The sequence below is a fragment of the Streptomyces sp. NPDC055815 genome, from assembly GCF_053616475.1.
In genome coordinates, this window is record NZ_JBSHDU010000022.1 from 43,229 (window position 1) to 64,561 (window position 21,333).

The following is a 21,333-nucleotide window of genomic DNA, read 5'->3' on the forward strand; positions in this document are numbered from 1 at the left end:
GGGGTGGCTGCGGTGATCGCCCGCGCAGTAAGCGATTGCCACGTCAGGCCCCCAGGTTGAGTCTCGGTAACGGCGACATATCGAACCGAAACCTGCTGGACGCTCTGTTGACTTTTGATCGAAACAGCGATTTTCTGTGGGACGTCGAGCTGATTGACGACTGACTGTGGTGACTTCGACACCCCACAGAAGTGCCTAGTCGCCCCCCTCGCGCCGTCGTCGGACGGGACCGGAACCGTCGTTCCCTCGCCCTCACCACGACCCTCCGCGAGCCCACCTGTTTCTGCACCTCACCGGTCGGCCGTGTGCTGCCCGTCCGAGCAAGGGGAATGACATGTTCACTGACCACCACCGGCGGCCGATGGCAGCAGCCGTTCTGGGCCTGGCCTCCGTCCTCGCGCTGACCTCCTGTTCCAGCGGCCAGCAGGCGGCCGGCTCGGGGGGCGCGGACGTGGCCAAGGTCGACGGCAAGATCACCCTGACCTACCTCCAGAAGCAGGGCGACCAGGAGTACTTCGTCGGTGAGGCGGCCGGCGCCAAGGCCAAGGCGGACGAGCTCGGCATCGACCTGAAGGTCGTCAACCTCGGCAACGACGCCAACAAGACCGTCAGCGAGGCCCAGTCGGCGATCTCGCAGAAGAGCAACGGCCTGATCGTCGTCGTCCCCGACCCGGCCGTCGGGCCCCAGGTCGCCCAGATCGCCAAGGACGCCAAGGTGGCCCTGCTCACCTCCGACGACCAGATCTGCACGACCGGACCGGACCCGTCCTCCTGTGCCCCCGATGCCCTGGTGCCCCGGATCGGCTTCAGCGGTGCCCAGATGGGCGGTGAGGTCGGCAAGCGCGCCGCCGCCGAGTTCAAGAAGGCCGGCTGGAACCCCGCGGAGACCCGCACCATCTCCGCCTGGAAGCAGGACGTGACCGTCTGCACCGACCGCGTCAAGGCGTCCAAGGAAGCCTTCGCCGCGGCCTCCGGCGCCAAGGTGCAGAACATCGACGTCCCCACCGACAACAGCCCCACCGGTGCACAGGACAAGATCGCGGCCACCATCACGGCGAACCCGAGCGTCAAGCACTGGGTCGTCTGGGGCTGCAACGACGAGAACGTCCAGGGCGGAGTGACCGCACTGGAGAACGCCGGCTTCAAGGCCGACGACGTCATCGGCGTGGGCCTCGGCGCCTACCTGGCCTGCAAGAACTGGAGCTCCGGCAAGCCGTCCGGCATGAAGGCCGCGCTGTTCATCAACGGCAAGGACGTCGGCGCCCTGGCCGTCCAGACGATGTACGACAAGCTCAAGAACGGCAAGGCCTTCCCGAAGGAAGCCTTCGCCCCGACCACCATGGTCGACGCCTCCACCTGGAAGTCCGCCGGAGTCACCTGCGGCTGAGCCGCGGCCCCCGGGGCCTGTCCGAAAACTCCCGACAGGCCCCAGCGCCGGTGCGGCGACACGCCCGCTCGCCGCACCGGCTTCCCACCCCCCGGCGCTTCCTCCCCGTCCCTCCAGCCCGTGAGGCCAGCATGACCACACCAGGCACCCGACCCCCCACGCCGGCGGCCCCAGGCGCCGGTGCCGCCGTAGAGAACATCACCAAGCGCTTCGGCGCCGTCCAGGCCCTGGGCGGCGTCACCCTGACCTTCCTCCCGGGGCAGGTCACCGCCCTCATGGGGGAGAACGGCGCGGGCAAGTCCACGCTGCTGAAGATCCTCACCGGCGACCACCAGCCCACCGAAGGCCGCATCCTCCTCGACGGCACTCCGGTCTCGTTCGGCTCACCGCAGGACGCGCGCAAGGCCGGGATCCGTATCATCCCGCAGGAGCCGGAGATCATCCCGCACGTCTCCGTCGCGGAGAACGTCTACGCCGGATCCCTGCCCCGCAAGGCCGGCCGACGCCTCGACCGCGCCGAACTGCGCCACAGGATCACGACCGACCTGGCACGGCTCGGCTTCGAGAAGGTCATCGACCCCGATCAACTCGGCTCCGAACTGACGCCCGCACAGCGCCAGTTGGTGGAGATCCTGCGCGCCCTCACCGGCGAGGCCAAGGTCATCGCCTTCGACGAGCCGACCTCCTCGCTCGCGGAGAACGAGGCCGAGGCCCTGTTCGCCCTGATCGACCGGCTGCGCGCCCAGGGCATCGCGATCATCTACGTCTCCCACCGCATGAAGGAGATCTTCCGCCTCGCGGACCGGATCGCGGTGCTCCGCGACGGCGCCTCCGCCGGCGTCCTCGACGCCGCGCAGACCACCGAGAGCGAAGTCGTACGGATGATGGTCGGCCGCGACCTCTCCTCGCTGTTCGTACGCCAGGACGTCGCCCGGGACGAAGTCGTCCTGGAACTCGACGGCGTCACCACCGACGACGTCACCGACATCAGCCTCCGCATCAGGGCCGGAGAAGTCGTCGCCCTCGCCGGACTCATGGGCGCCGGGCGTTCGGAACTGGGCCTCGCGCTCGCCGGCGACCGCCCCCTGCGCTCGGGGCGGATCACCCTGAACGGCCGGCCCCTGCGGCTGCGCAGCCCCAAGGACGCCATCCGGGCAGGCATCGGCCTGGCCCCGGAGGAGCGCAAGGCCCAGGCCCTCTTCCTGCAGCGGTCCATCCGTGACAACACCTCCCTGGTCAGCCTGGAGCGGCTGCGCCGGATGCGCTTCGTCCGCAGCGGCCAGGAGAAGGCCGTCGCCCAGGAGTTCTCCGACCGGCTCAGGGTCCGCACCCCCTCCATCGAGCACGAGGTGCGCAAGCTGTCCGGCGGCAACCAGCAGAAGGTCGTCCTCGCCCGGTGGCTGCTGCGACGGCCGAAGGTCCTGATCCTCGACGAGCCCACCCGCGGCATCGACATCGGCGCCAAGGCGGAGATCTACCGGATCATCGCCGACCTGGCACGGGACGGCGTCGCCCTGCTCGTGATCTCCTCCGAACTCCCCGAGGTGCTCGGACTCGCCGACCGCGTCGTGGTGATGCAGAACGGCCGCATCACCGGCGAACTCGGCCGGGCCGAGGCGACCGAGGAATCCATCCTCAACCTCGCCATGGCCGACGACCTCGCTTCCCCGGACGCCGCTCCCACCCCGGCCGTTCCCCGGCCCCGTACCGACTCCGCCCATGGAGGCCCCCGATGACCACCGCGACCACCTCCCCGGCCGAGACCGAGAAGGCCCCGGCAACGGCCCGCAAGCGTTCGCCGCTGGCCGCCCTCGGCGGGCAGAACCTCAGCCTCATCGGTGCGCTCGTCGTGGTCCTCGGGCTGTTCGGCGCCCTCAACGAGAACTACCTGAGCTGGTCCAACATCCAGGTCATCGGCGAAGCCGTGACGATCACCGGCCTCCTCGCCATCGTCCAGACCGTCGTCATCATCTGCGGCGGCCTCGACATCTCCGTCGGCTCGCAGGCGGGCCTGGCCTCCGTGGTCAGCGCGATGGCCTTCACCTCGGCCGGCTCCAACCCGTACCTCGGCATGGGTGCCGCACTCGTCGTCGGAGTGCTCGTCGGCATCGTGAACGGCGTGGCGATCGTCTACGGACGGGTCAACCCGACCATCGCCACCCTCGCCGGCCTCGCCGCGTACAAGGGCATCGCCCAACTGGTCTCCGACGGCCGCGCGCAGGGATACGTCCTCAACGACCCGGTCTTCGTGTTCCTCGGCCGCGGAAAGATCGCCGGCCTGCCGGTGATGATCTGGATCCTCATCGTCGTCGCGATCGCCGTGCACGTGATGCTCAAGTACACGGACATCGGCCGCAACCTCTACGCGATCGGCGGCAACGACACCGCCGCCCGCCTCGCCGGCATCAACATCAACAAGTACCTCGTCGCCGTCTACGCCCTCATCGGCGTCGTCGCCGCCGTCGCCGGCATCCTGCTCACCGCCCGTACCGGCTCCGGCCAGCCCGTCTCCGGCAGTGAGGGCCTGGAACTCAAGGCCATCACCGCCGCCGCCCTCGGCGGCTGCGCTCTCAAGGGCGGCAAGGGAGGCGTCGGCGGCACACTCCTCGCCGTCGCCCTCCTGGGCGCTCTGGAGAACGGCCTCACGGTCCAGGGCATCAACACCTTCTGGCAGAACGTCGCCCAGGGCGCCCTGCTCGTGGCCGCCGTGGTGATCCAGCAGCGCCGCAACGGTGAACGAGCGGTCGGACTTCCGCACTGACCCGACACACCGACACACCGACGAGGCCCGCCCCCGAGGGGAGCGGGCCTCTCGGCGTTCCGGCGACCGCGCCCGTCCCCCAGTGGTGGACGGTACGGGAGTACGGAGGCGAGTCGCCCCGGCGCGCCGCCCTCCAGCCGACCACGCCGGAGTGCCGCCCCCAGCGCACGGCCTTCACAGCCCGCCGGGCTCGACGTACCCGTCCGCACGTACGCGCGGGGACGGCAAAGCCCTCCCAGGGATGGGAGGGCGGGGCAGGTGCGGCGCCGAACGCGCGGCGACGCCGGGCCCGGGTGCGCAGGGGGCGCGCCCGAACCCGGCGTCGCCGGGGGTGTTCCTACTCCTCGGTGGGGCCGAGGTCGGGGGCGTCGAGGAAGTCGACGGTACGGCCCCGGGGGCCCGCGTGGAGTTCCAGGACGACGATCTCGTTCGTACCGGCGCGCAGGACCGGAGCCGGGACGTACAGCGACTTCTGCGGGCCGCGGGACCAGTAACGGCCGAGCGCGAAGCCGTTGACCCAGGCGTTCCCCTTGGTCCAGCCGTCGAGGTGCAGGAAGGTGTCGGCCGCCTCGGTGACCTCGAAGGTGCCCCGGTGGAGGGTCGGGCCCACGGGAGTCGTCGTGGTGGTCGCGAAGGGCACGTCGTCCAGTGCGGTGAGCGGGAGCGGTCGGTTCGTCCAGGCCGTCGGCTCGACGCCGTCCAGGAGGACCTTTCCGAGCAGGCCCTTGCGGTCGTGGATGCCCTGGCCGTAGTTCACCCGGCCCTGGTTCTCCACCAGGATCGAGAGCACGCCGCCGGCCCGGGGAACCGTGAAGGCGAGGGCGTGCTCGTGGTTCTCCCGCTCCAGGACGCCCACCGGCTGGCCGTCGACGAAGACCTGAGCCCGGTCGCGGACGTGCTCGATCTCCAGCAGGGCGGGGCCGCGCAGGGGCAGCGTCGTCTCGTAGAGGACGAAGCCGAAGTCCTGCTCCAGCTCCTCCATGGTCAGCGGACGCCGGGAGTCGATCCCAGGTGTCAGCGTGGCCGCGCTCGGCAGCAGGCCGGCGCTCTCCGTCAGCGCGACCGCGGGGACCGCCAGTTTGGCCCCCGGGGCGGGGACGGGCTCGCTGGGCACCGGCGCGTACTTGGCGATGACGTCGCGGAAGGCGCGGTACTTCTCCGTCGGGTCGCCGGCCTCGTCGAGCGGTGCGTCGTAGTCGTACGAGGTGACGGTGGGCCGGTAGGTTTGCTTGTCGTTGGCGCCGTTGGTGAAGCCGAAGTTCGTACCGCCGTGGAACATGTAGAAGTTGACCGAGGCGCCGGTGGCGAGGACTTCGTCGAGCTCGCGGGCGGCGTCTTCGGGGTCGCGGACCACATGGCGGGCGCCCCAGCGGTCGAACCAGCCGATCCAGAACTCCGTCGTCATCAGCGGCCCCTCGGGGCGCCACGCGCGCAGCGCGGACAGATGGTCGGCCGAGCGGCTGCCGAAGTTGGCGGTGGCGAGGACGCCGGGCAGGGCGCCCCGCTCCAGGTCCACCGGCTGGTCGCAGGTGAAGAGGGGAACGTCGACGCCGCAGGCGCGCAGCGAGCCGGCGATGTGCTCCAGATAGGCGCTGTCGTCGCCGTAGGCCCCGTACTCGTTCTCCACCTGCACGGCCAGGATCGGACCGCCCTGTGAGGCGAGGTACGGCCGGAGCGGGGTGAGCAGGCGCTCGAAGAAGTCGTCCACCGCCGCCAGGAACCGGGGGTCGCGGGTGCGCAGCTGGATGTCCGGCTCGGTGAGCAGCCACGAGGGCAGACCGCCGCCCTCCCACTCGGCGCATATGTACGGGCCGGGCCGCAGCAGGACGTGCAGTCCCTCGGCCGCGGCGAGGTCGAGGAAGCGGGGGAGGTCGAGCCCGCCGTCCCTCACGAAGCGGTCGGGGCGCGGCTGGTGCAGGTTCCAGGGGACGTAGGTCTCGACGGTGTTGAGGCCCATGAGCCGGGCCTTGCGGAGTCGGTCCTGCCACTGCTCGGGGTGGACCCGGAAGTAGTGCAGCCCGCCGGACAGGAAGCGGAAGGGCTGGCCGTCGAGGAGGAATCCGGCCTTGTCTGTCTGGAGATCGGGCATGCGCTGTGTGCTCCTGTAGGTGAGGGGTCGTGCGGGGCCAAGACGCCACGCCTCCATGTTTACGCAAAACACGAGAGGCGTGGCAAGCCCTTTCCACAGGCGAACGGGGGCGAAGTCGCGATGCGGCTGCGCCCCCGTGTCGCCCGGGTCACTTGTTGACGGTGAAGCCCTGGTCCTTGCCGTACTTGACGCTGGCGTCCTGCCAGGTCTTCAGGCCGTCGGTGAGCTTGGTCGAGGAGACGTAGGCCTTGCCGACGGTGTCGTTGAAGATGGAGTTCGCGTACACCTGGAAGGGCAGGTAGGACCAGTCGGCGCCGACGTTGCGGGCGGATTCGGCGAAGATCTGGTTGGCCTGCTGCCCGCCGAAGTAGGGGAACTTGGTGTCGAGGAACGCCTTGGACTCCAGGTCGGCGCGGGTCGCGGGGAACGAGCCCTGCGCGACGCGGGCGCTGGCTCCGGCGCCGGTGGTGGCGAACTCGGTGAAGGCGTAGGCGAGTTCCTTGTTCTTCGCGGCCTTCGGGACGGCGAGGGAGCTGCCGCCGTTCTCGGCGCTGACCTTCTCGCCCTTCGTCCACTGCGGGAGCGGGGCGACCCGCCAGTCGCCGGAGCCGGAGGCGACGCCGGAGGTGAGGTTGGCGGGCATCCAGGCGCCGATGGAGAGGGTGGCGATGGAGCCGTCGGCCAGGCCCTTGTACCAGGCGTCGCTCCAGGAGGTGATCGGCGCGACGAGCTTCTCGTCGAGGAGCTTCTGCCAGGTGGCGGCGTACTTCTGGGTGCCCTCGTCGCCGAAGTCGATGGTGACGTTCGTGCCGTCGGTCTGGTAAGGACGCCCGCCGGCCTGCCAGATGAGGCTGGTGGTGGCACCGGCGTCGCCGGCGTCGTTGGTGATGAAGAGCTTGGGGTCGGCCTTGTGCAGGGCGCGGGCGGCCTCCACGTACTCGTCCCAGGTGGCCGGCACCTTGATGTGGTGCTTGTCGAAGACCTTCTTGTTGTAGAAGAACGCCATCGGGCCGGAGTCCATCGGCAGGGCGTAGATGGACTTGTCCTCGGTGACCGCGTTCCACGGGCCGGAGGTGAAGCTCGTGCCGTACCTCTGGGCGCCGTAGGAGGAGAGGTCCTCGACGGACTTGGCGATGGTGAACTGGCCGAGCGCGTAGTACTCGACCTGGGCCACGTCCGGGGCGCCGGAGCCGGCCGCTATCGCGTTCTGCAGGGCGGTGTACTGCTTGTCGCCGGTGCCGGCGTTGACCAGTTCGATGTCGACCTTCGGGTACTTCTTCTCGAAGTCCTCCGCCGCCTTCTTCAACGTGGGCTCCCAGGCCCACACCGTGACCTTTCCGCCCTTCTCCAGCGCGGCGTTGATGTCCTTCGGACCGCTGTCGCCGGCCCCCGTGTCCGAGCCGTCGGAGCCGCAGGCCGTGGCGGTCAGCGTGAGGGTGGCGATGACGGAGAGTGCGCCGAGCAGTCTGCGGGTGGTGTGGGTACGCATGGGAGGTGCTCCTGGTCGAGGGTGCGGGTGCGGGTGTGAGGAAACTTCCGGGAGGGGGCGGATCGGGAGGAGGCGGATCGGGAAGGGACGGATCGGGAAGGGGCGGATCGGGAAGGGCTGGTCATTCCTTGACGCTGCCGGCGGCCAGGCCGGACTGCCAGTACCGCTGGAGCAGCAGGAAGACGGCCACGATCGGGACGATCGTGAGCAGGGAGCCGGTGATGATGAGGTCGAAGACGGCCTCGCCGCCGGCGGTCTGGGCCTGGGCGTTCCAGGCGTTGAGCCCGAGGGTCAGCGGGTACCAGTCGGGGTCCTTGATCATGATCAGCGGCAGGAAGTAGTTGTTCCAGGTCGCGACCATGGAGAACAGCAGGACGGTGACGGTGCCCGGCACCAGGAGCGGCATCGCGATGGTGAAGAAGGTGCGCAGTTCCCCGGAGCCGTCGATGCGCGCGGCTTCCAGGAGTTCGGTGGGGACGGCCTCGGCGGCGAAGACCCACATGAGGTAGAGGCCGAAGGGGGAGACCAGGGAGGGGATGATGACGGCCCAGGGGGTGTTGGTCAGTCCCATGTTGCTGAACATCAGGAAGGTGGGGACGGCCAGGGCGGTGCCGGGGACGGCCACGGCGCCGATGACCACCGCGAAGACCGCCTTGCGGCCGGGGAAGTCGTACTTGGCCAGGGCGTAGCCGCCCAGGACGGCGAGGATCGTGGCGCCGCCCGCGCCGGCGGCGACGTACAGCAGGGTGTTGAGCAGCCAGCGGACGAAGACGCCGTCGTCGTACGTGAGGGTGCGGGAGATGTTGTCCCAGAAGTGGGTGTCCTCGGCGAACCACAAACCGAAGGAGTCGAGCAGTCCCTTCTGGTCCTTGGTGGCGTTGATGAGCAGCCAGGCCAGCGGCAGGAGGGTGTAGAGGAGGAGCATGCCGGTGACGAGTGTCAGCGGGATGCTGGGGCGCGGGTTGAGCGGGGTGTGCGGACGCCGCTTGCGGCGGGTCGGTGCGGCGGGCCGGGCGCCGTGCGAGGTGCCGGCGGCCGGCGGCCCCGCGGGGGAGGGGCTGGGCTCGGCGGACGCGGTGGTCATGGAGGTGGTCATCGGCTCAGCCCTTCCGCATGCCGCGCAGCTGGACCGCGTAGGCGATGATCGCGGTGAGGATGCCCATCACGATCGCCACGGTCGCCGCGTAGTTGTGCTGCTGGCCCGAGAAGGACAGCGAGTAGGTGTAGAGGTTGGGGGTGAAGTCGCTGGTGATCGCGTTCGGAGCGAGCTTCTGCAGGATGCTGGGCTCGTTGAAGAGCTGGAAGCTGCCGATGATCGAGAAGATCGTGGCGATGACGAGCGCGCTGCGGATGGCCGGGAGCTTGACCGAGCGCACCACCCGCCACTCGCCGGCGCCGTCGATGGCGGCCGCCTCGTAGAGCGAGCGCGGTACGACCTTGAGCGCGGAGTAGAAGATCAGCATGTTGTAGCCGACGAACTCCCAGGTCACGATGTTGCCGATGGAGGCCAGGACCAGGGACGGCGAGAGCGGGTCGGGCAGTGAGACGCCGAACGCGTCGTTGACGTTGCCGACCAGGCCGAACTGCGTGCCGTACATGAAGCCCCAGATCAGACCTGCGACGACGGCGGGCACGGCGTACGGCAGGAAGATCGCGACCCGGAAGAAGGTCTTGCCGTACAGACGTCCGCTGTCGATCGCGAGCGCGGCGAGGAGCGCGATCCCGAGCATGATGGGTACCTGTACCAACAGGAAGAGCCCGACGCGGACCAGCCCGTCCCAGAAGCGGGGGTCGGTGAGCGCCTCGCCGTAGTTGTCGAGGCCGACGAAGGAGGTGCCGCCGATGAGCCGGTCCTGGAACAGGCTCAGGTACAGGGCGTAACCGATGGGTGCCATGAACACGAGACCGAAGACCGCCACGAACGGGCCGGCGAAGCCCCAGCCCACCCAAGCCTCCTTGCGGAGGCGGAAACGGGCTTGTCTGCGGGGCGGAGGAGCCGCCTGTGCTGACGTCGACAGGAGCGTCATGGCTTGGGTCCTAGCGTCGGTGACCGAGCGGTCCGGAGACGGGGAGCGAAGTGGTGGGGCCTGAGGCCGAAAGGCGTCTCTGCGGGAATTGATAACCGATACGTAATGTTTACGCAATCATCGGTAAGGTGATGGTGACATTCCCGCTGGGGGGCGTCAAGCACGAACTGGCAGCGAATGAGAGGGAATCGGGTGACCGAGCAGAACGCGACCGGCCGGTCGGTGGCCGTGAACGAAGGCCGGCGGGGGGCGCGTGCCAGGCCGCGCCGTGTTTCCATGGCGGACGTCGCCCAGCGGGCGGGCGTCTCCTCGCAGACGGTGTCCCGCGTCTCCAACGGTGACGCGGCCGTCGTCGCGGCGACCCGCGAGAAGGTCCTCGCCGCGATGAAGGAGCTGGGATACCGTCCCAACAGCGCGGCCCGAGCCCTCAAGCGGGGTGACTTTCGAGCCATAGGCGTCATCATCAGGGGCCTCACCACCACGGGCAATGTCAAGACCCTGGACGCCGTCACCAGCTCGGCCTCCCGCGCGGGCTACGCCGTCACCCTGATCCCGCTCGACGCGCCCACCCAGGAGAACGTCAAGGGGGCGTTCACCCGTCTCGACGAGCTGGCTGTCGACGCCGTGGTGCTGATCATGGAGGTGCACCTGCTCGACACCGCCGCCCTCACCCTGCCGCCGCACGTCAAGGTGGTCGTGGTGGACTCGGACGCCACAGGGCGCTTCCCGGTGGTGGACACGGACCAGCGACAGGGCGCCCGCTCGGCGGTGCGGCATCTGCTCGACCTCGGCCACGGCACGGTGTGGCATGTCGCGGGACCGGAGGAGTCCTTCGCCGCGGGCCGCCGTGCCGAGGCGTGGGAGGCGGCACTGCGCGAGGAAGGGCGCACGGTGCCTCCCGTACTGCGTGGGGACTGGACCCCCGAGTCGGGATACGAGGCAGGACTGAGGCTCGCCGACGAGAAGTCCTGCACGGCGGTGTTCGTGGCCAACGACCAGATGGCCCTCGGTGTGCTGCGGGCCTTCCACGAGCGCGGGGTGCGCGTCCCCGAGGACGTCAGCGTCGTCGGATTCGACGACATCCCGGAGGCGGCCTCCTTCATCCCGCCCCTGACCACGGTTCGCCAGGACTTCGCCCAGGTCGGAGCGCTGTGTGTCGACGCCGTCCTGCAGGAGCTCGCGGGGGAGACGGTGACGGGGGTACGGCTCGTGGCGACCAACCTGGTGGAGCGGAACAGCACGGCGTCCCCCGGCAAGCGCGGACGGAAGCGCTGAGACGGACGTACTGAGGCGTGCCCGGGTAGGTGGGCGGACGGTACGGGAGTCCTGCCGGCCGGGCGCGAGGGAACGGGGCTGACGGGGGCTTTCGTCGGCCCGGTGAGGCGCGCTCGAATGGCGGAGAAGGGGGCGCGGGCTTCAGCTCGTGATGCCGGGCCGTGGCGGAGCCGTGCCCGGAACACACGATGAGGGCGGGTGCCAGGGCCCCGCGCCGCGGTCCGCCCGCGCGGCTTTCGTCGTGTCGCGCGCCAGCCCCGCGCGGTGCGCTGACCGGCAGCCCGTCGCGGTGCGTCTACCGGTAGCCCGGCGCGGTGCGCTGACCGGCAACCCCGCCCGGTGCGCCTACCAGCAATCCCGCGCGGTGTGCCTCCCGGCACCTCTGTCGCTCCGAAGCCGCCGCCGGCCAGGGCCGGCCGGCGGGCAACCTGTCGTGCGACGCCGTGCGGGCGACCCGCCGCCGGAAGGCGCGGAAGGCCGCCCGCGCGGACGGGACCACCTGCGGCATGTTGGCGTAAACATCGCCGAGGAGTCAACTATGGCGAGTCTTGTCCGAATCCTTGACAGCCCCCACGGCCCTCTCCACACTCTCGTCCCAAGCGCTCAAGTTAACGCGAACATGGCGAGGCGACACCTCGGTGTAACAGGGTCGTCACCTTTCGTCGGCGACGCCGGACCCCACCCGGCGGTCACCTTCCGGCCGGCACGCGATGTCGCCGGTGCACCCCGTATGCGCAGGCCCCCTGCGCCGGAGGTGCGCTCACGCCTGCCCCAACCGTCACGCCAGACACTTCCCCTCCCCCTCAGACCGCGAGGTACGCGATCATGCGACGCACATCCTCGGGGACGGCCACCGTGCTCACCGCACTCTGTGCCGTTCTCCTGTCCCTCTTCGGTGCCATGGGCACGGCTCGTGCCGCGTCGGTGACCATCGACAACGCCACCCAGTTCACGGACCCGGCGGGCAACCCCGTCCACGCCCATGGCGGCGGGGTCGTGAAGGTGGGGGCGTACTACTACTGGTTCGGTGAGGACCGCAATGCCGACAACAGCTTCCGGTACGTGTCGGCCTACCGTTCCACCGATCTGAAGACGTGGGAGTTCCGCAACCACGTACTGAGCGAGGCGACGGATCCGGAGCTGCAGGGCGCGAACATCGAGCGGCCGAAGGTGATGTACAACGCCTCGACCGGGCAGTTCGTGATGTGGATGCACAAGGAGGGGAGCGCCACGGACTACTCCGAGGCGCGTGCGGCGGTGGCGGTCTCCTCGACCGTCGACGGTGACTACTCCTGGCGCGGCAGCTTCCGTCCGCTGGGTCACATGTCCCGTGACATCACCACGTTCGTCGACACCGACGGCGCGGGGTACATGATCTCCGCGGCCAACGAGAACGCCGACCTGCACGTCTACCGGCTGACCGCCGATTACACGGGCATCGCCGCGCAGGTGCAGAAGCTGTGGGCGGGACAGTCGCGGGAGGCCCCCGCGCTGTTCAAGCGCAGCGGCGTGTACTTCCTGCTGACCTCCGGTGCCAAGGGCTGGGCGCCCAACCAGCAGATGTACGGCACCGCCACGAGCATCACCGGCACCTGGAGCGGCCTGAAGAACGTCGGTGACTGGATCACCTACGGCTCGCAGACGGCCTACGTCCTTCCGGTGCAGGGCACGTCCGGCACGTCGTACCTCTACATGGGCGACCGGTGGGGCAACTCCATGGGCGGCATGGTGCAGGACTCCCAGTACGTCTGGCTGCCGCTGAAGTTCCCCACCAAGACCACCATGACCATGGACTACTACCCGCAGATCACCGTGGACACGGCCACCGGGTCGGTGCAGGGTCTCGGGACGTGGGAGACGCTGACCGCCTCGCACAGCGGCAAGTGCGCCGACGTGGCCGACCGCTCCACCGCCGACGGCGCCGCCCTCATCCAGTGGACCTGCGGCACCCGCAGCGTCAACCAGGAGTTCTGGCTGAAGTCCGCCGGCAACGGCCGTGTGCAGATCGTGGCCCGGTACAGCGGCAAGTGCCTCTCCGCGCAGGACGGTTCGACCGCCGACGGCGCCGCGATCGTCCAGTACCCCTGTGACGGAACGGCCGCCCAGCAGTGGAGCGTGATCGGCTCCGGCAGCACCGTGCAGCTGGCCGCCGTGCAGAGCGGCAAGTGCCTCGACGTCATGAACACTTCCACGAGCGACGGCACGCCGCTCATCCAGTGGACCTGCAACACCGGCCTCAACCAGAAGTGGCTCCGCACGGCTGTCTGACCGCCGCCCGGACCGCACCGGGCAGGCCCCGGCCCCCGTCGGGGCCTGCCCCACCCATGACCACTCGTCCCGCACCATCAGCCGGACCGCCCGCGGCGCTCCCGGCGATCGACGACCGACTCAGGGAGACCGACCTTGCGCTCCACCCGTGTACGCCCCCCGACGCCTGTGCGCATGAGCGCGGTCCTGGGCGCCGCCGCCGTTGCCGCCCTCCTCACGACCGGCCTCACGCCCCTGACCTCGGTGGCGGCGGCCGAGGGCACCGAGCAGGCGGTGACCGTCCGCCCCGATCCCAGCTACCAGCAGCAGCCGTTCCAGGGGTGGGGCACCGCCCTCGCCTGGTTCGCCAACGTGACCGGCGGCTGGCCGGACGCCCAGCGCAACGCGCTCGCGGACGCCCTCTACGGTGCCGACGGCCTCGGCTTCACCATCGCCCGCTACAACATCGGCGGCGGCGACAGCCCCGAGACCACCCCCTACATGAGGGCCGGCGCGGCCGTCCCCGGCTACTGGAACCGGCCCGGGCCCGAGTCCCCCGACTGGTGGGACCCGAACAACCCGACCCACTGGAACCCGAACGCCGACGCCAACCAGCGCTGGTGGCTCACCGCCGCCAAGGCGCGCGGCGCCGACACCTTCGAGGCCTTCTCCAACTCCGCCCCGTACTTCATGACGAACAGCGGCCTGGTCTCCGGGGCGACCAACGGCTGGCAGGACAACCTCCGCTCCGACCAGTACGACCGGTTCGCCGCGTACCTCTCCGGCGCCCTCAAGCGCGCGCAGAGCGCCACCGGGGTCACCTTCGACTCGCTGTCCCCTGTCAACGAACCGGGCACCGACTACTGGCACGCCGGCGGGCGGCAGGAAGGCTCCCACTGGGACCCCGCCTCCCAGGCACGCATGATCACCACCATGCGCGCCCGGCTGAACGCCGACGGCCTCACCACCCCCATCGCCGCCATGGACGAGACCAACCCCGACGTCTTCCGTACGAACTGGGACACCTACGACCCGGCGGTCAAGTCCGCGATCGGCAGGCTCAACACCCACACGTACGGCACGAACGGCCGGACCGGAGTCCGTGACATCGCCAAGGGGGCGGCCACCCCGCTGTGGATGTCCGAGGTGGACCTCGGCGGCAGCGTCGGGCAGAGCTTCACCGACATGAGCCCCGCCCTCGACCTCACCCAGCACGTCAACGAGGACTTCCGCGAACTGGAGCCCCGCGCCTGGGTGCTGTGGCAGGCCGTCGAGGACTACGAGAACATGACCCCGGGGCACGAGAACTCCAACTGGGGCCTCATCCAGACCGACTTCACCCCCGAGGACGCGGCCACCGAGCCCCTGCGCAAGAACAAGAAGTACTGGGCGATGGCGAACTACACCCGGTTCGTCCGCCCGGGCGCCCGCGTCATCAACACCGACAACGCCGACACCTTCGCCGCTCTGCGACCGGCCGGCCAGGGTGCGGTCGTCGTCCACACCAACCCCACCGGCGCGCCCCAGCGGCTCACCCTGAACCTCGCCGGATTCCAGAACGTGGGCACGGGGGCCGTCCAGCGCTACACCACCGACGGCACCAAGAACCTGCAGCGCGAGGGCGACCTGACCCCCGTCGGCAAGACGCTCACCGCGACCGTGGGTGCGGGCTCCGTCACCACCTTCGTCCTGCCCGGCGCGACGGGCGTGAACGTCTCCGACAGCACGGCTCCCACCGGCGCGGCGCGGCAGCTGCTCAACGACAACAGCGGCAAGGCCCTGGCCGTCTCCACGAGCAACGGCCAGAGCACGCTGGTCCAGCGGACCTCCAGCCCCGGCACCACGGCGCAGCAGTGGAAGTTCACCAAGCTCGCCGCGGCCGACTGGGGCAGCACCGCCACCTACCGCATCACGAGCGTCGCCGGCGGGAAGGCGCTCGCGGCCCAGGGTGACGCCCTCGCCCTGGTGACCGCGGGCACCTCCGCCGAGCAGACCTGGATGCTGTCCACGACCGGGGACGGGCACCACACCCTCGTCAACAGCGCCAGCGGCAAGCTCCTGGACGTCAGCGGCCAGTCCACGAGCGACGGCGCGCCCGTCGGCGTCTACCGTCCGACGACCGGGTCCAACCAGTCCTGGACCTTCCGCTCCGTCGCCGCGGACACCTGGACGCCCCTGCGCATGCGGCACAGCGGCAAGTGCCTGGACGTCAGCGGCGCCTCCACCGCGGACGGCGCCCAGGTCGTCCAGTACACCTGCGGCGGCGCCACGAACCAGCAGTGGTCGCTGCGGCCCGTGGGCGGCGGCTACGTCAACGTCGTCGCCCGGAACAGCGGCAAGTGCCTGGACGTCACCAACGAGTCCACCGCCGACGGCGCGATCGTCTTCCAGTACGGCTGCAACGGCGGCAGCAACCAGCAGTGGTCGGTGCACAAGTCGGCCGACGGCTTCCTGACCCTGCTGGCCCGGCACAGCGGGAAGTGCCTGGACGTGAGCGGAGCTTCGACGGCGAACGGCGCCGAGGTCGTGCAGTACGCCTGCAACACGGCGGCGAACCAGCAGCTCGCCACCTCCTAGCAGCCCCGGCCGGTCCGGAAGCCTCCCGTGCCCCCACCGGCGGTGCCCCGACAAGGTCGGCACCGCCGGTGGGGCGCCGCTCGCCGGCCGGGCGATCCGCTCGTGGACCCTCCTGATCCGCGGCGCAACGCGCCGTGGCCGCGGATCACAGCGAGTGAGGCGGTCGGCCGGCCGGTTCGGCCGCCGCCGCGTGCCCTGACCTGCCGGAACCCCGGCCCATGGCATCCCATGCTTGCCAGGCGCGAGCCGAAAAGGGATAAATGAGGAGCATGAGCGGAGAAAAGGGTCACGACATAAGTGATCCCCTCGAAAGCGTCGTAAGGGGCATGCGGCGCTTCAGGTCATGGCTGACCACGCGCAGCGTCGCCCGCCAGGTCTTCCTGCTCCAGCTGGCCCTCGTGATCCTCCTCGTCGCCGCCGCCGTCGTGGCGATCGTCGTCCAGGCCCGCCGCGACACCATGACCGACGCCCGGCACCGGACCATCGCCGCCGCCGAGTCCTTCGCCCACGCCCCCGGCCTCGTGCGGGCCCTGCAGAGCGACTTTCCGACCATCGAGCTCGAGCCCCTGGCCGAAGGGGCCCGCAAGGCCTCCGGCATCGACGCCCTGATCGTGTACGGGCTCGACGGAATCACCCTCACCCACAGTGACACCACTCAGCTCGGCAAGCACGTCATCGGCCCCTACGCCGAAGCGGCGGCCGGCCGGCCCTTCACCCGTACCTTCCAAGGCGCCCTCGGTCTCTCCGTCGTCTCGGCGGCCCCCGTCAAGGACGCCAAGGGCAACGTGGTCGCCATCGTCTCCGCGGCGGTCACGGTCGAGAAGGTCAAGGACTCGGTGAACCAGCAGCTGCCCGTCTTCCTGGGCAGCGCGGGCGGTGCCCTCGCCCTCGTCGCCCTCGGCACGGGCCTGGTGAGCCAGCGGCTGCGCCGTCAGACCCACGGCCTGGGCCCGGCGGAGATGACCCGGATGTACGAGCACCACGACGCGGTCCTGCACGCCGTACGCGAGGGAGTGCTCATCACCGGCCGGGACCGCCGGCTGCTGCTCGCCAACGACGAGGCGCGCCGGCTCCTCGACCTCCCGGCGGACGCGGAGGGGCGCCGCATCACGGACCTCGGCCTCGACGCCTCCCTCACGAACCTCCTGGCGTCGGACCGGATCGCCACCGACGAGGTGCACCTCGCCGCGGACCGTCTCCTCGCCCTCAACAAACGGGTCACCCTGCCCTTCGGCGGCCAGCCGGGAAGCGTGGTGACCCTGCGGGACACCACCGAGCTGCGTTCCCTGGCCGGGCGCGCCGAGGTGGCCAGGGAGCGGCTGACCCTGCTCTACGACGCCGGAGTACGCGTCGGCACGACCCTGGACGTCGTGCGTACCGCCGAGGAACTGGCGGAGGTGGCGGCCGCCGGGTTCGCGGACGTCGCCACCGTCGAACTCCTGGACCCCGTCCTGAAGGGCGAGGAACCCGCCGGGGCGAGCACCGAGCTGCGCCGGACGGCCATGGCCGGCATCACCGAGGAGCACCCGCTCTACCCCTCCGGAGAGCTGATCCACTTCATACCCGGAACGCCGGTGGACACCAGCGTCAGGGAGGGCCGCTCCGTGGTGGTGCCCGACCTCGCCTCCTCGTCCGGATGGCGCGCCCAGGACGAGGAACGGGCCCGGCGGATCCTCCGCTACGGCATCCACTCCCTGGCGGTCGTACCGCTGCGCGCGCGGGGCGTGGTCCTGGGGGTGGCGAACTTCTGGCGGTCGGACGCCTCCACGCCGTTCTCCGACGAGGATCTGTCCTTCGCCGAGGAACTGGCGAACAGGGCCGCGGTCTCCATCGACAACGCCCGCCGCTACACCCGCGAGCACACCATGGCGGTCACCCTCCAGCGCAGCCTGATGCCCCGCAACCTCCCCGGCGACGAGGCGCTCGACGTGGCGTCCCGCTATCTGCCCGCGGAGTCCGGCGTGGGGGGCGACTGGTTCGACGTGATCCCGCTGCCCGGCGCCCGGGTGGCCCTGGTCGTGGGCGACGTCGTCGGTCACGGTCTGCACGCCGCGGCCACCATGGGCCGCCTGCGCATCGCCGTACACAACTTCTCGGCGCTCGACCTGTCCCCGGACGAACTGATCCGGCACCTGGACGAACTCGTGGCCCTCCTCGACACCCAGGACGAGTCCGCCGGGGAGTGGGGAGAGGCCATCACCGGAGCCACCTGCCTGTGCGTCGTGTACGACTCCGTGTCCGGTGAGGTCACCGTGGCCACGGCGGGGCACCTGCCGCCGGCCGTCGTCCGTCCCGACGGAGGCGTGGAGTTCCTGGAATCCCCGGTCTCCCCGCCGCTCGGCCTCGGGGCCGGCATGCCCGTCGAGACCACCCGGACGACCCTGCCGGAAGGCTCCCGGCTCGTGCTCTACACCGACGGCCTCCTGGAGGACCGCACCCGGGACCCCGACGAGAGCCTGGACGCCCTCCGGGACGCCCTCACCGGGCCCGACCGCACGCCCGAAGAGACCTGCACCGCCGTCATCGACACGATGCTGCCCGCGGGATCGGGCGACGACGTCGCACTCCTCGTGGCGCGCGTCGGCCGCCTCGACCCCTACCGGGTCGCCGAATGGGACGTGCCGCGCGACCCGGCGGCCGTGAGCCCCGTCCGCAACGCCTGCGCCCGCAAACTGGCGGAATGGGGCCTCGACGACATCGCCTTCGGTACCGAACTCATCCTCAGCGAACTGATCACCAACGCCGTCCGCTACGGCCTCGAACCCATCAAGGTGCGGCTGCTGTACAGCAACTCCCTGGTCTGCGAGGTCTCCGACGGAAGCAGCACCGCCCCGTACATCCGGCGTGCCAGCGACACCGACGAAGGAGGCCGCGGCCTCTTCCTCGTCGCCCAGTACGCCGAGAAGTGGGGCACCCGCTACTCCCCGCGGGGGAAGACCATCTGGGCCGCCCAGGCGATCGGTGTCGACGCGGGACCCGACCTGGACGCGCTGGGGGAGGAGGACATCCTCAGCCAGTGGGACGACGTGGAGCTGTGAGGGCCGCCGGTGGAGGCCGCGTGGCGGCCGGCACGCGCCGCACGGACACCCTCAGACCCCCCGAGTAGGATGGAAATCGCCCGATTGTCGCCTTCTGGTCCTCGCGGAGACGCCGTGGTCGTACCTCCCCGAACACGTGCCGCCGCCTTGACGGCCTCCCTCTGTGCCATGGTGCTGGGCCTCGGTGCCTGCGGGGAGAAGAGCGAGCCCGTACGGGTGGTGCCCCCCGCCGTGGCCGGCTCCGCCGCGGAAGCCGGCGGCATGGACGCGCTGGTCAAGGCGGCGCAGAAGGAGGGCACGCTCCACACGACGACCCTGCTGCGCCACTGGGCGAACTACGGCGGCCTGATGGACGGCTTCACGCAGAAGTACGGGATCAAGATCGTCAACAGCAATCCGTTCGGGTCGAGCCAGCAGGAGCTCGACGACATCAGGAAGAACCGCGGCAAGGCGAGCGCCCCCGACGTCCTCGACCTCGGAGACGCCTTCGCCCAGGCAGGCGCACGCCAGGGCCTGCTCGCGCCCTACCGGGTCACCGACTGGGACAGGATTCCGGCGAACCAGAAGGACCCGAACGGCAACTGGTTCAACAGCTACGGCGGCTACGTGTCCATCGGCTGTGACAACAACCGGGTCCCCGTCTGCCCCGTCTCCTTCGCCGATCTGCTCAAGCCCGAGTACCGGGGGATGGTCGCGCTCAACGGCAACCCCACGACGGCCGGATCGGCCTTCGCCGGCGTGTACGCGGCCGCCCTGGCCAACGGCGGCTCGTTCGACGACATCCAGCCGGGCATCGACTTCTTCGCGAAACTCAACGACGTCGGAAACTACAACCGAGGCAACCCCAACCCCGCCGCGATCGCCCGCGGCGAGACGCCCATCAGCATCGAGTGGGACTTCCTCAACCTCCGGCACGTCGACGAGCTGCGGGGCACCGACGTGCGCTGGAAGGTGTCCATCCCCTTCGACGGCAGCTTCTCGCAGTACTACGCCCAGGCGATCAACAAGTACGCTCCCCATCCCGCCGCGGCCCGTCTGTGGCAGGAGTACCTCGCGAGCACCCACGGACAGAACCTGCGGCTGACCGGCTACGCCCGGCCCGTGCTCATGGACGTCATGGCGAAGGACGGCACGCTCGACAAGGGCAAGGCGGCGAGGCTGCCGACGGTCGAGGGCGGCCCGCCGACCTTTCCCACCGACGCGCAACTGACCAAGGCGCTGCACACGGTGAGGCAGAACTGGGACGAGGCCATCAACGGGTGAACGACGGAACGGGACCGGCGGCAGGGCGCGCAAGTGCGGTGCCCCGGGCGCCCCGGCCCCTCACTCGCCGGGGAACGACACGTCCAGATCGCGGCGGACGCCGTCCAGGACCCGCATGATGCTCAGCGTCTCGGAGAGCGGCATCAGGTCGGACTCCAGCCGTCCGGCGCCGATGCACCGCGCGGCTTCGGCGGCCTGGCAGCAGAGCCCGCCGTCGAGCGGGTCGGGGACGAAGGTGTCGAGGAGCTCGTGGTCCCGGCCGATGAGGCGGACCTCGGCCGGCCCGTAGAAATGGCCGTCGATCTCCAGACGCGCACGGGTTCCCGAGACCGACGCCGTGGTCGGAGTACGGGCGAAGACCGTCGTGTTCAGTACGCCGTACGCCCCGGACGCGCCGGTCACGACGACGGTCTGCACCTCGCCGAGCAGTCCCGATGCGACCACCTGACGGAACACGTCGATGTGCGGCAGGAAGCGGGTCCACATGGCCTCCATGAGGAACACCCCCCGCTTGCGGGCAGCTTCGATCACCTGCTCGGCCTCGCCGGCATTGCGCGTGAACGCCTTCTCCACGAGCACGTGCCGGCCCGCGTCGATCGCCTGCATCGCCTGCTCGAAGTGGCCCGAGTGCGGGGACGCGATGGAGACGATGCCGACGTCACGGTCCTCGGCCAGTTCCGCGTAACTGCCGTACGCGGAGGGGATGCCGAAGCGGTCGGCGAACGCGCGGGCGCGCCCGGCGTCACGTGAGCCGACGGCCACGACCTTCTGGTCGGTGTACGTCTGCAGCGCCGTGCCGCCGCCCGCCGGCACGGGCGAACGCGACCGCCTTGACGGAGGCTTCGCCGGGCGCCCAGGCTACGGCGCGGGCAGGGGCACGTGCGGAGGCGGGCAGCGCCAAAGGCCGGGAAACGCGATCCGTGCCCATGGCACGCAGTCAGGTTCACCGGTGCTCGGGCGCGAGGGCGGGGCCGTCGGTCCAGGGGTGGAGAACGGGATTCGACCATGGATCGGCAAGGCGATCGGCGAGCGGACCAACGGTAACGGCCCCCGGACGAAGGGATGGTGAAGTCCCGCTGCCCGCTGGAGGAGCGTGCCTCCTTTGACGTCTCTTGACAGTCCCTCGCCGCGCTTCCAAACTCATCCCAACACCTCGCGTTAACGCAAACAACACGAGGTG

At 70.3% G+C, this 21,333-nt stretch carries 13 protein-coding genes; 8 read left to right on the forward strand and 5 right to left on the reverse strand.

Features of this window, described 5'->3' with window-relative positions; all coding sequences use genetic code 11:
• Positions 1-334: 334 nt before the first annotated feature.
• The 3 genes from ACWGN5_RS16545 to ACWGN5_RS16555 all read left to right on the forward strand — a co-directional run bounded on the left by ACWGN5_RS16545 (position 335) and on the right by ACWGN5_RS16555 (position 4,148).
• Positions 335-1,387 carry a substrate-binding domain-containing protein gene (locus tag ACWGN5_RS16545; protein WP_453515489.1) on the forward strand — a complete coding sequence of 351 codons (1,053 nt, stop codon included), beginning with the start codon at positions 335-337 and terminating at the stop codon, positions 1,385-1,387.
• Positions 1,388-1,518: 131 nt separating this feature from the next.
• Complete coding sequence (locus ACWGN5_RS16550) at positions 1,519-3,123, forward strand: sugar ABC transporter ATP-binding protein (RefSeq protein ID WP_453515491.1); 1,605 nt, start codon at positions 1,519-1,521, stop codon at positions 3,121-3,123.
• Positions 3,120-4,148 carry an ABC transporter permease gene (locus tag ACWGN5_RS16555; protein WP_453515492.1) on the forward strand — a complete coding sequence of 343 codons (1,029 nt, stop codon included), beginning with the start codon at positions 3,120-3,122 and terminating at the stop codon, positions 4,146-4,148. The genes ACWGN5_RS16550 and ACWGN5_RS16555 overlap by 4 nt, the downstream gene beginning before the upstream one ends.
• 337 nt (positions 4,149-4,485) lie before the next feature.
• On the opposite strand, the gene ACWGN5_RS16560 is transcribed toward ACWGN5_RS16555, so the two are convergent.
• The 4 genes from ACWGN5_RS16560 to ACWGN5_RS16575 all read right to left on the reverse strand — a co-directional run bounded on the left by ACWGN5_RS16560 (position 4,486) and on the right by ACWGN5_RS16575 (position 9,753).
• Positions 4,486-6,237, reverse strand: coding sequence for a glycoside hydrolase family 35 protein (locus tag ACWGN5_RS16560; RefSeq protein WP_453515495.1), 1,752 nt, complete (start codon positions 6,235-6,237; stop codon positions 4,486-4,488).
• 148 nt (positions 6,238-6,385) lie between these two features.
• Complete coding sequence (locus ACWGN5_RS16565) at positions 6,386-7,726, reverse strand: ABC transporter substrate-binding protein (RefSeq protein WP_453515498.1); 1,341 nt, start codon at positions 7,724-7,726, stop codon at positions 6,386-6,388.
• 121 nt (positions 7,727-7,847) lie between these two features.
• On the reverse strand, positions 7,848-8,822 hold the full coding sequence (locus tag ACWGN5_RS16570; protein ID WP_453515500.1) for a carbohydrate ABC transporter permease: 975 nt from the start codon (positions 8,820-8,822) through the stop codon (positions 7,848-7,850).
• A gap of 4 nt (positions 8,823-8,826) precedes the next feature.
• A complete protein-coding gene (locus ACWGN5_RS16575) occupies positions 8,827-9,753 on the reverse strand; it encodes a carbohydrate ABC transporter permease (protein ID WP_453515502.1) in 927 nt (308 codons plus the stop codon).
• A gap of 276 nt (positions 9,754-10,029) precedes the next feature.
• On the opposite strand from ACWGN5_RS16575, the gene ACWGN5_RS16580 reads away from it, so the two are divergent.
• The 5 genes from ACWGN5_RS16580 to ACWGN5_RS16600 all read left to right on the forward strand — a co-directional run bounded on the left by ACWGN5_RS16580 (position 10,030) and on the right by ACWGN5_RS16600 (position 20,153).
• Positions 10,030-11,028, forward strand: coding sequence for a LacI family DNA-binding transcriptional regulator (locus tag ACWGN5_RS16580; protein ID WP_453515505.1), 999 nt, complete (start codon positions 10,030-10,032; stop codon positions 11,026-11,028).
• A gap of 825 nt (positions 11,029-11,853) precedes the next feature.
• A complete protein-coding gene (locus tag ACWGN5_RS16585) occupies positions 11,854-13,296 on the forward strand; it encodes an RICIN domain-containing protein (protein WP_453515508.1) in 1,443 nt (480 codons plus the stop codon).
• Positions 13,297-13,470: 174 nt separating this feature from the next.
• Positions 13,471-15,852, forward strand: a complete 2,382-nt coding sequence (locus ACWGN5_RS16590) for an RICIN domain-containing protein (protein WP_453515510.1) — start codon at positions 13,471-13,473, stop codon at positions 15,850-15,852.
• Positions 15,853-16,178: 326 nt separating this feature from the next.
• Positions 16,179-18,890, forward strand: a complete 2,712-nt coding sequence (locus ACWGN5_RS16595; protein ID WP_453515512.1) for a SpoIIE family protein phosphatase — start codon at positions 16,179-16,181, stop codon at positions 18,888-18,890.
• 168 nt (positions 18,891-19,058) lie between these two features.
• The gene (locus tag ACWGN5_RS16600; protein WP_453515515.1) at positions 19,059-20,153 is read left to right on the forward strand and encodes an ABC transporter substrate-binding protein; all 1,095 of its coding nucleotides are present in this window, start codon (positions 19,059-19,061) and stop codon (positions 20,151-20,153) included.
• Between the two features lie 60 nt (positions 20,154-20,213).
• Here the strand turns inward: ACWGN5_RS16600 and ACWGN5_RS16605 are convergent, their stop codons facing one another.
• The gene (locus ACWGN5_RS16605; RefSeq protein WP_453515517.1) at positions 20,214-20,966 is read right to left on the reverse strand and encodes a Gfo/Idh/MocA family protein; all 753 of its coding nucleotides are present in this window, start codon (positions 20,964-20,966) and stop codon (positions 20,214-20,216) included.
• Between the last annotated feature and the right edge of the window lie 367 nt (positions 20,967-21,333).

Bases quoted from the DNA above. Each gene is read 5' to 3' on its own strand.
- ACWGN5_RS16560 (WP_453515495.1), bottom strand. From the start codon at position 6,237: ATGCCCGATCTCCAGACAGACAAGGCCGGATTCCTCCTCGACGGCCAG.
- ACWGN5_RS16555 (WP_453515492.1), top strand. From the start codon at position 3,120: ATGACCACCGCGACCACCTCCCCGGCCGAGACCGAGAAGGCCCCGGCA.
- ACWGN5_RS16595 (WP_453515512.1), top strand. From the start codon at position 16,179: ATGCGGCGCTTCAGGTCATGGCTGACCACGCGCAGCGTCGCCCGCCAG.
- ACWGN5_RS16550 (WP_453515491.1), top strand. From the start codon at position 1,519: ATGACCACACCAGGCACCCGACCCCCCACGCCGGCGGCCCCAGGCGCC.
- ACWGN5_RS16545 (WP_453515489.1), top strand. From the start codon at position 335: ATGTTCACTGACCACCACCGGCGGCCGATGGCAGCAGCCGTTCTGGGC.
- ACWGN5_RS16580 (WP_453515505.1), top strand. From the start codon at position 10,030: ATGGCGGACGTCGCCCAGCGGGCGGGCGTCTCCTCGCAGACGGTGTCC.
- ACWGN5_RS16565 (WP_453515498.1), bottom strand. From the start codon at position 7,726: ATGCGTACCCACACCACCCGCAGACTGCTCGGCGCACTCTCCGTCATC.
- ACWGN5_RS16570 (WP_453515500.1), bottom strand. From the start codon at position 8,822: ATGACCACCTCCATGACCACCGCGTCCGCCGAGCCCAGCCCCTCCCCC.
- ACWGN5_RS16600 (WP_453515515.1), top strand. From the start codon at position 19,059: ATGGTGCTGGGCCTCGGTGCCTGCGGGGAGAAGAGCGAGCCCGTACGG.
- ACWGN5_RS16590 (WP_453515510.1), top strand. From the start codon at position 13,471: ATGAGCGCGGTCCTGGGCGCCGCCGCCGTTGCCGCCCTCCTCACGACC.
- ACWGN5_RS16585 (WP_453515508.1), top strand. From the start codon at position 11,854: ATGCGACGCACATCCTCGGGGACGGCCACCGTGCTCACCGCACTCTGT.
- ACWGN5_RS16575 (WP_453515502.1), bottom strand. From the start codon at position 9,753: ATGACGCTCCTGTCGACGTCAGCACAGGCGGCTCCTCCGCCCCGCAGA.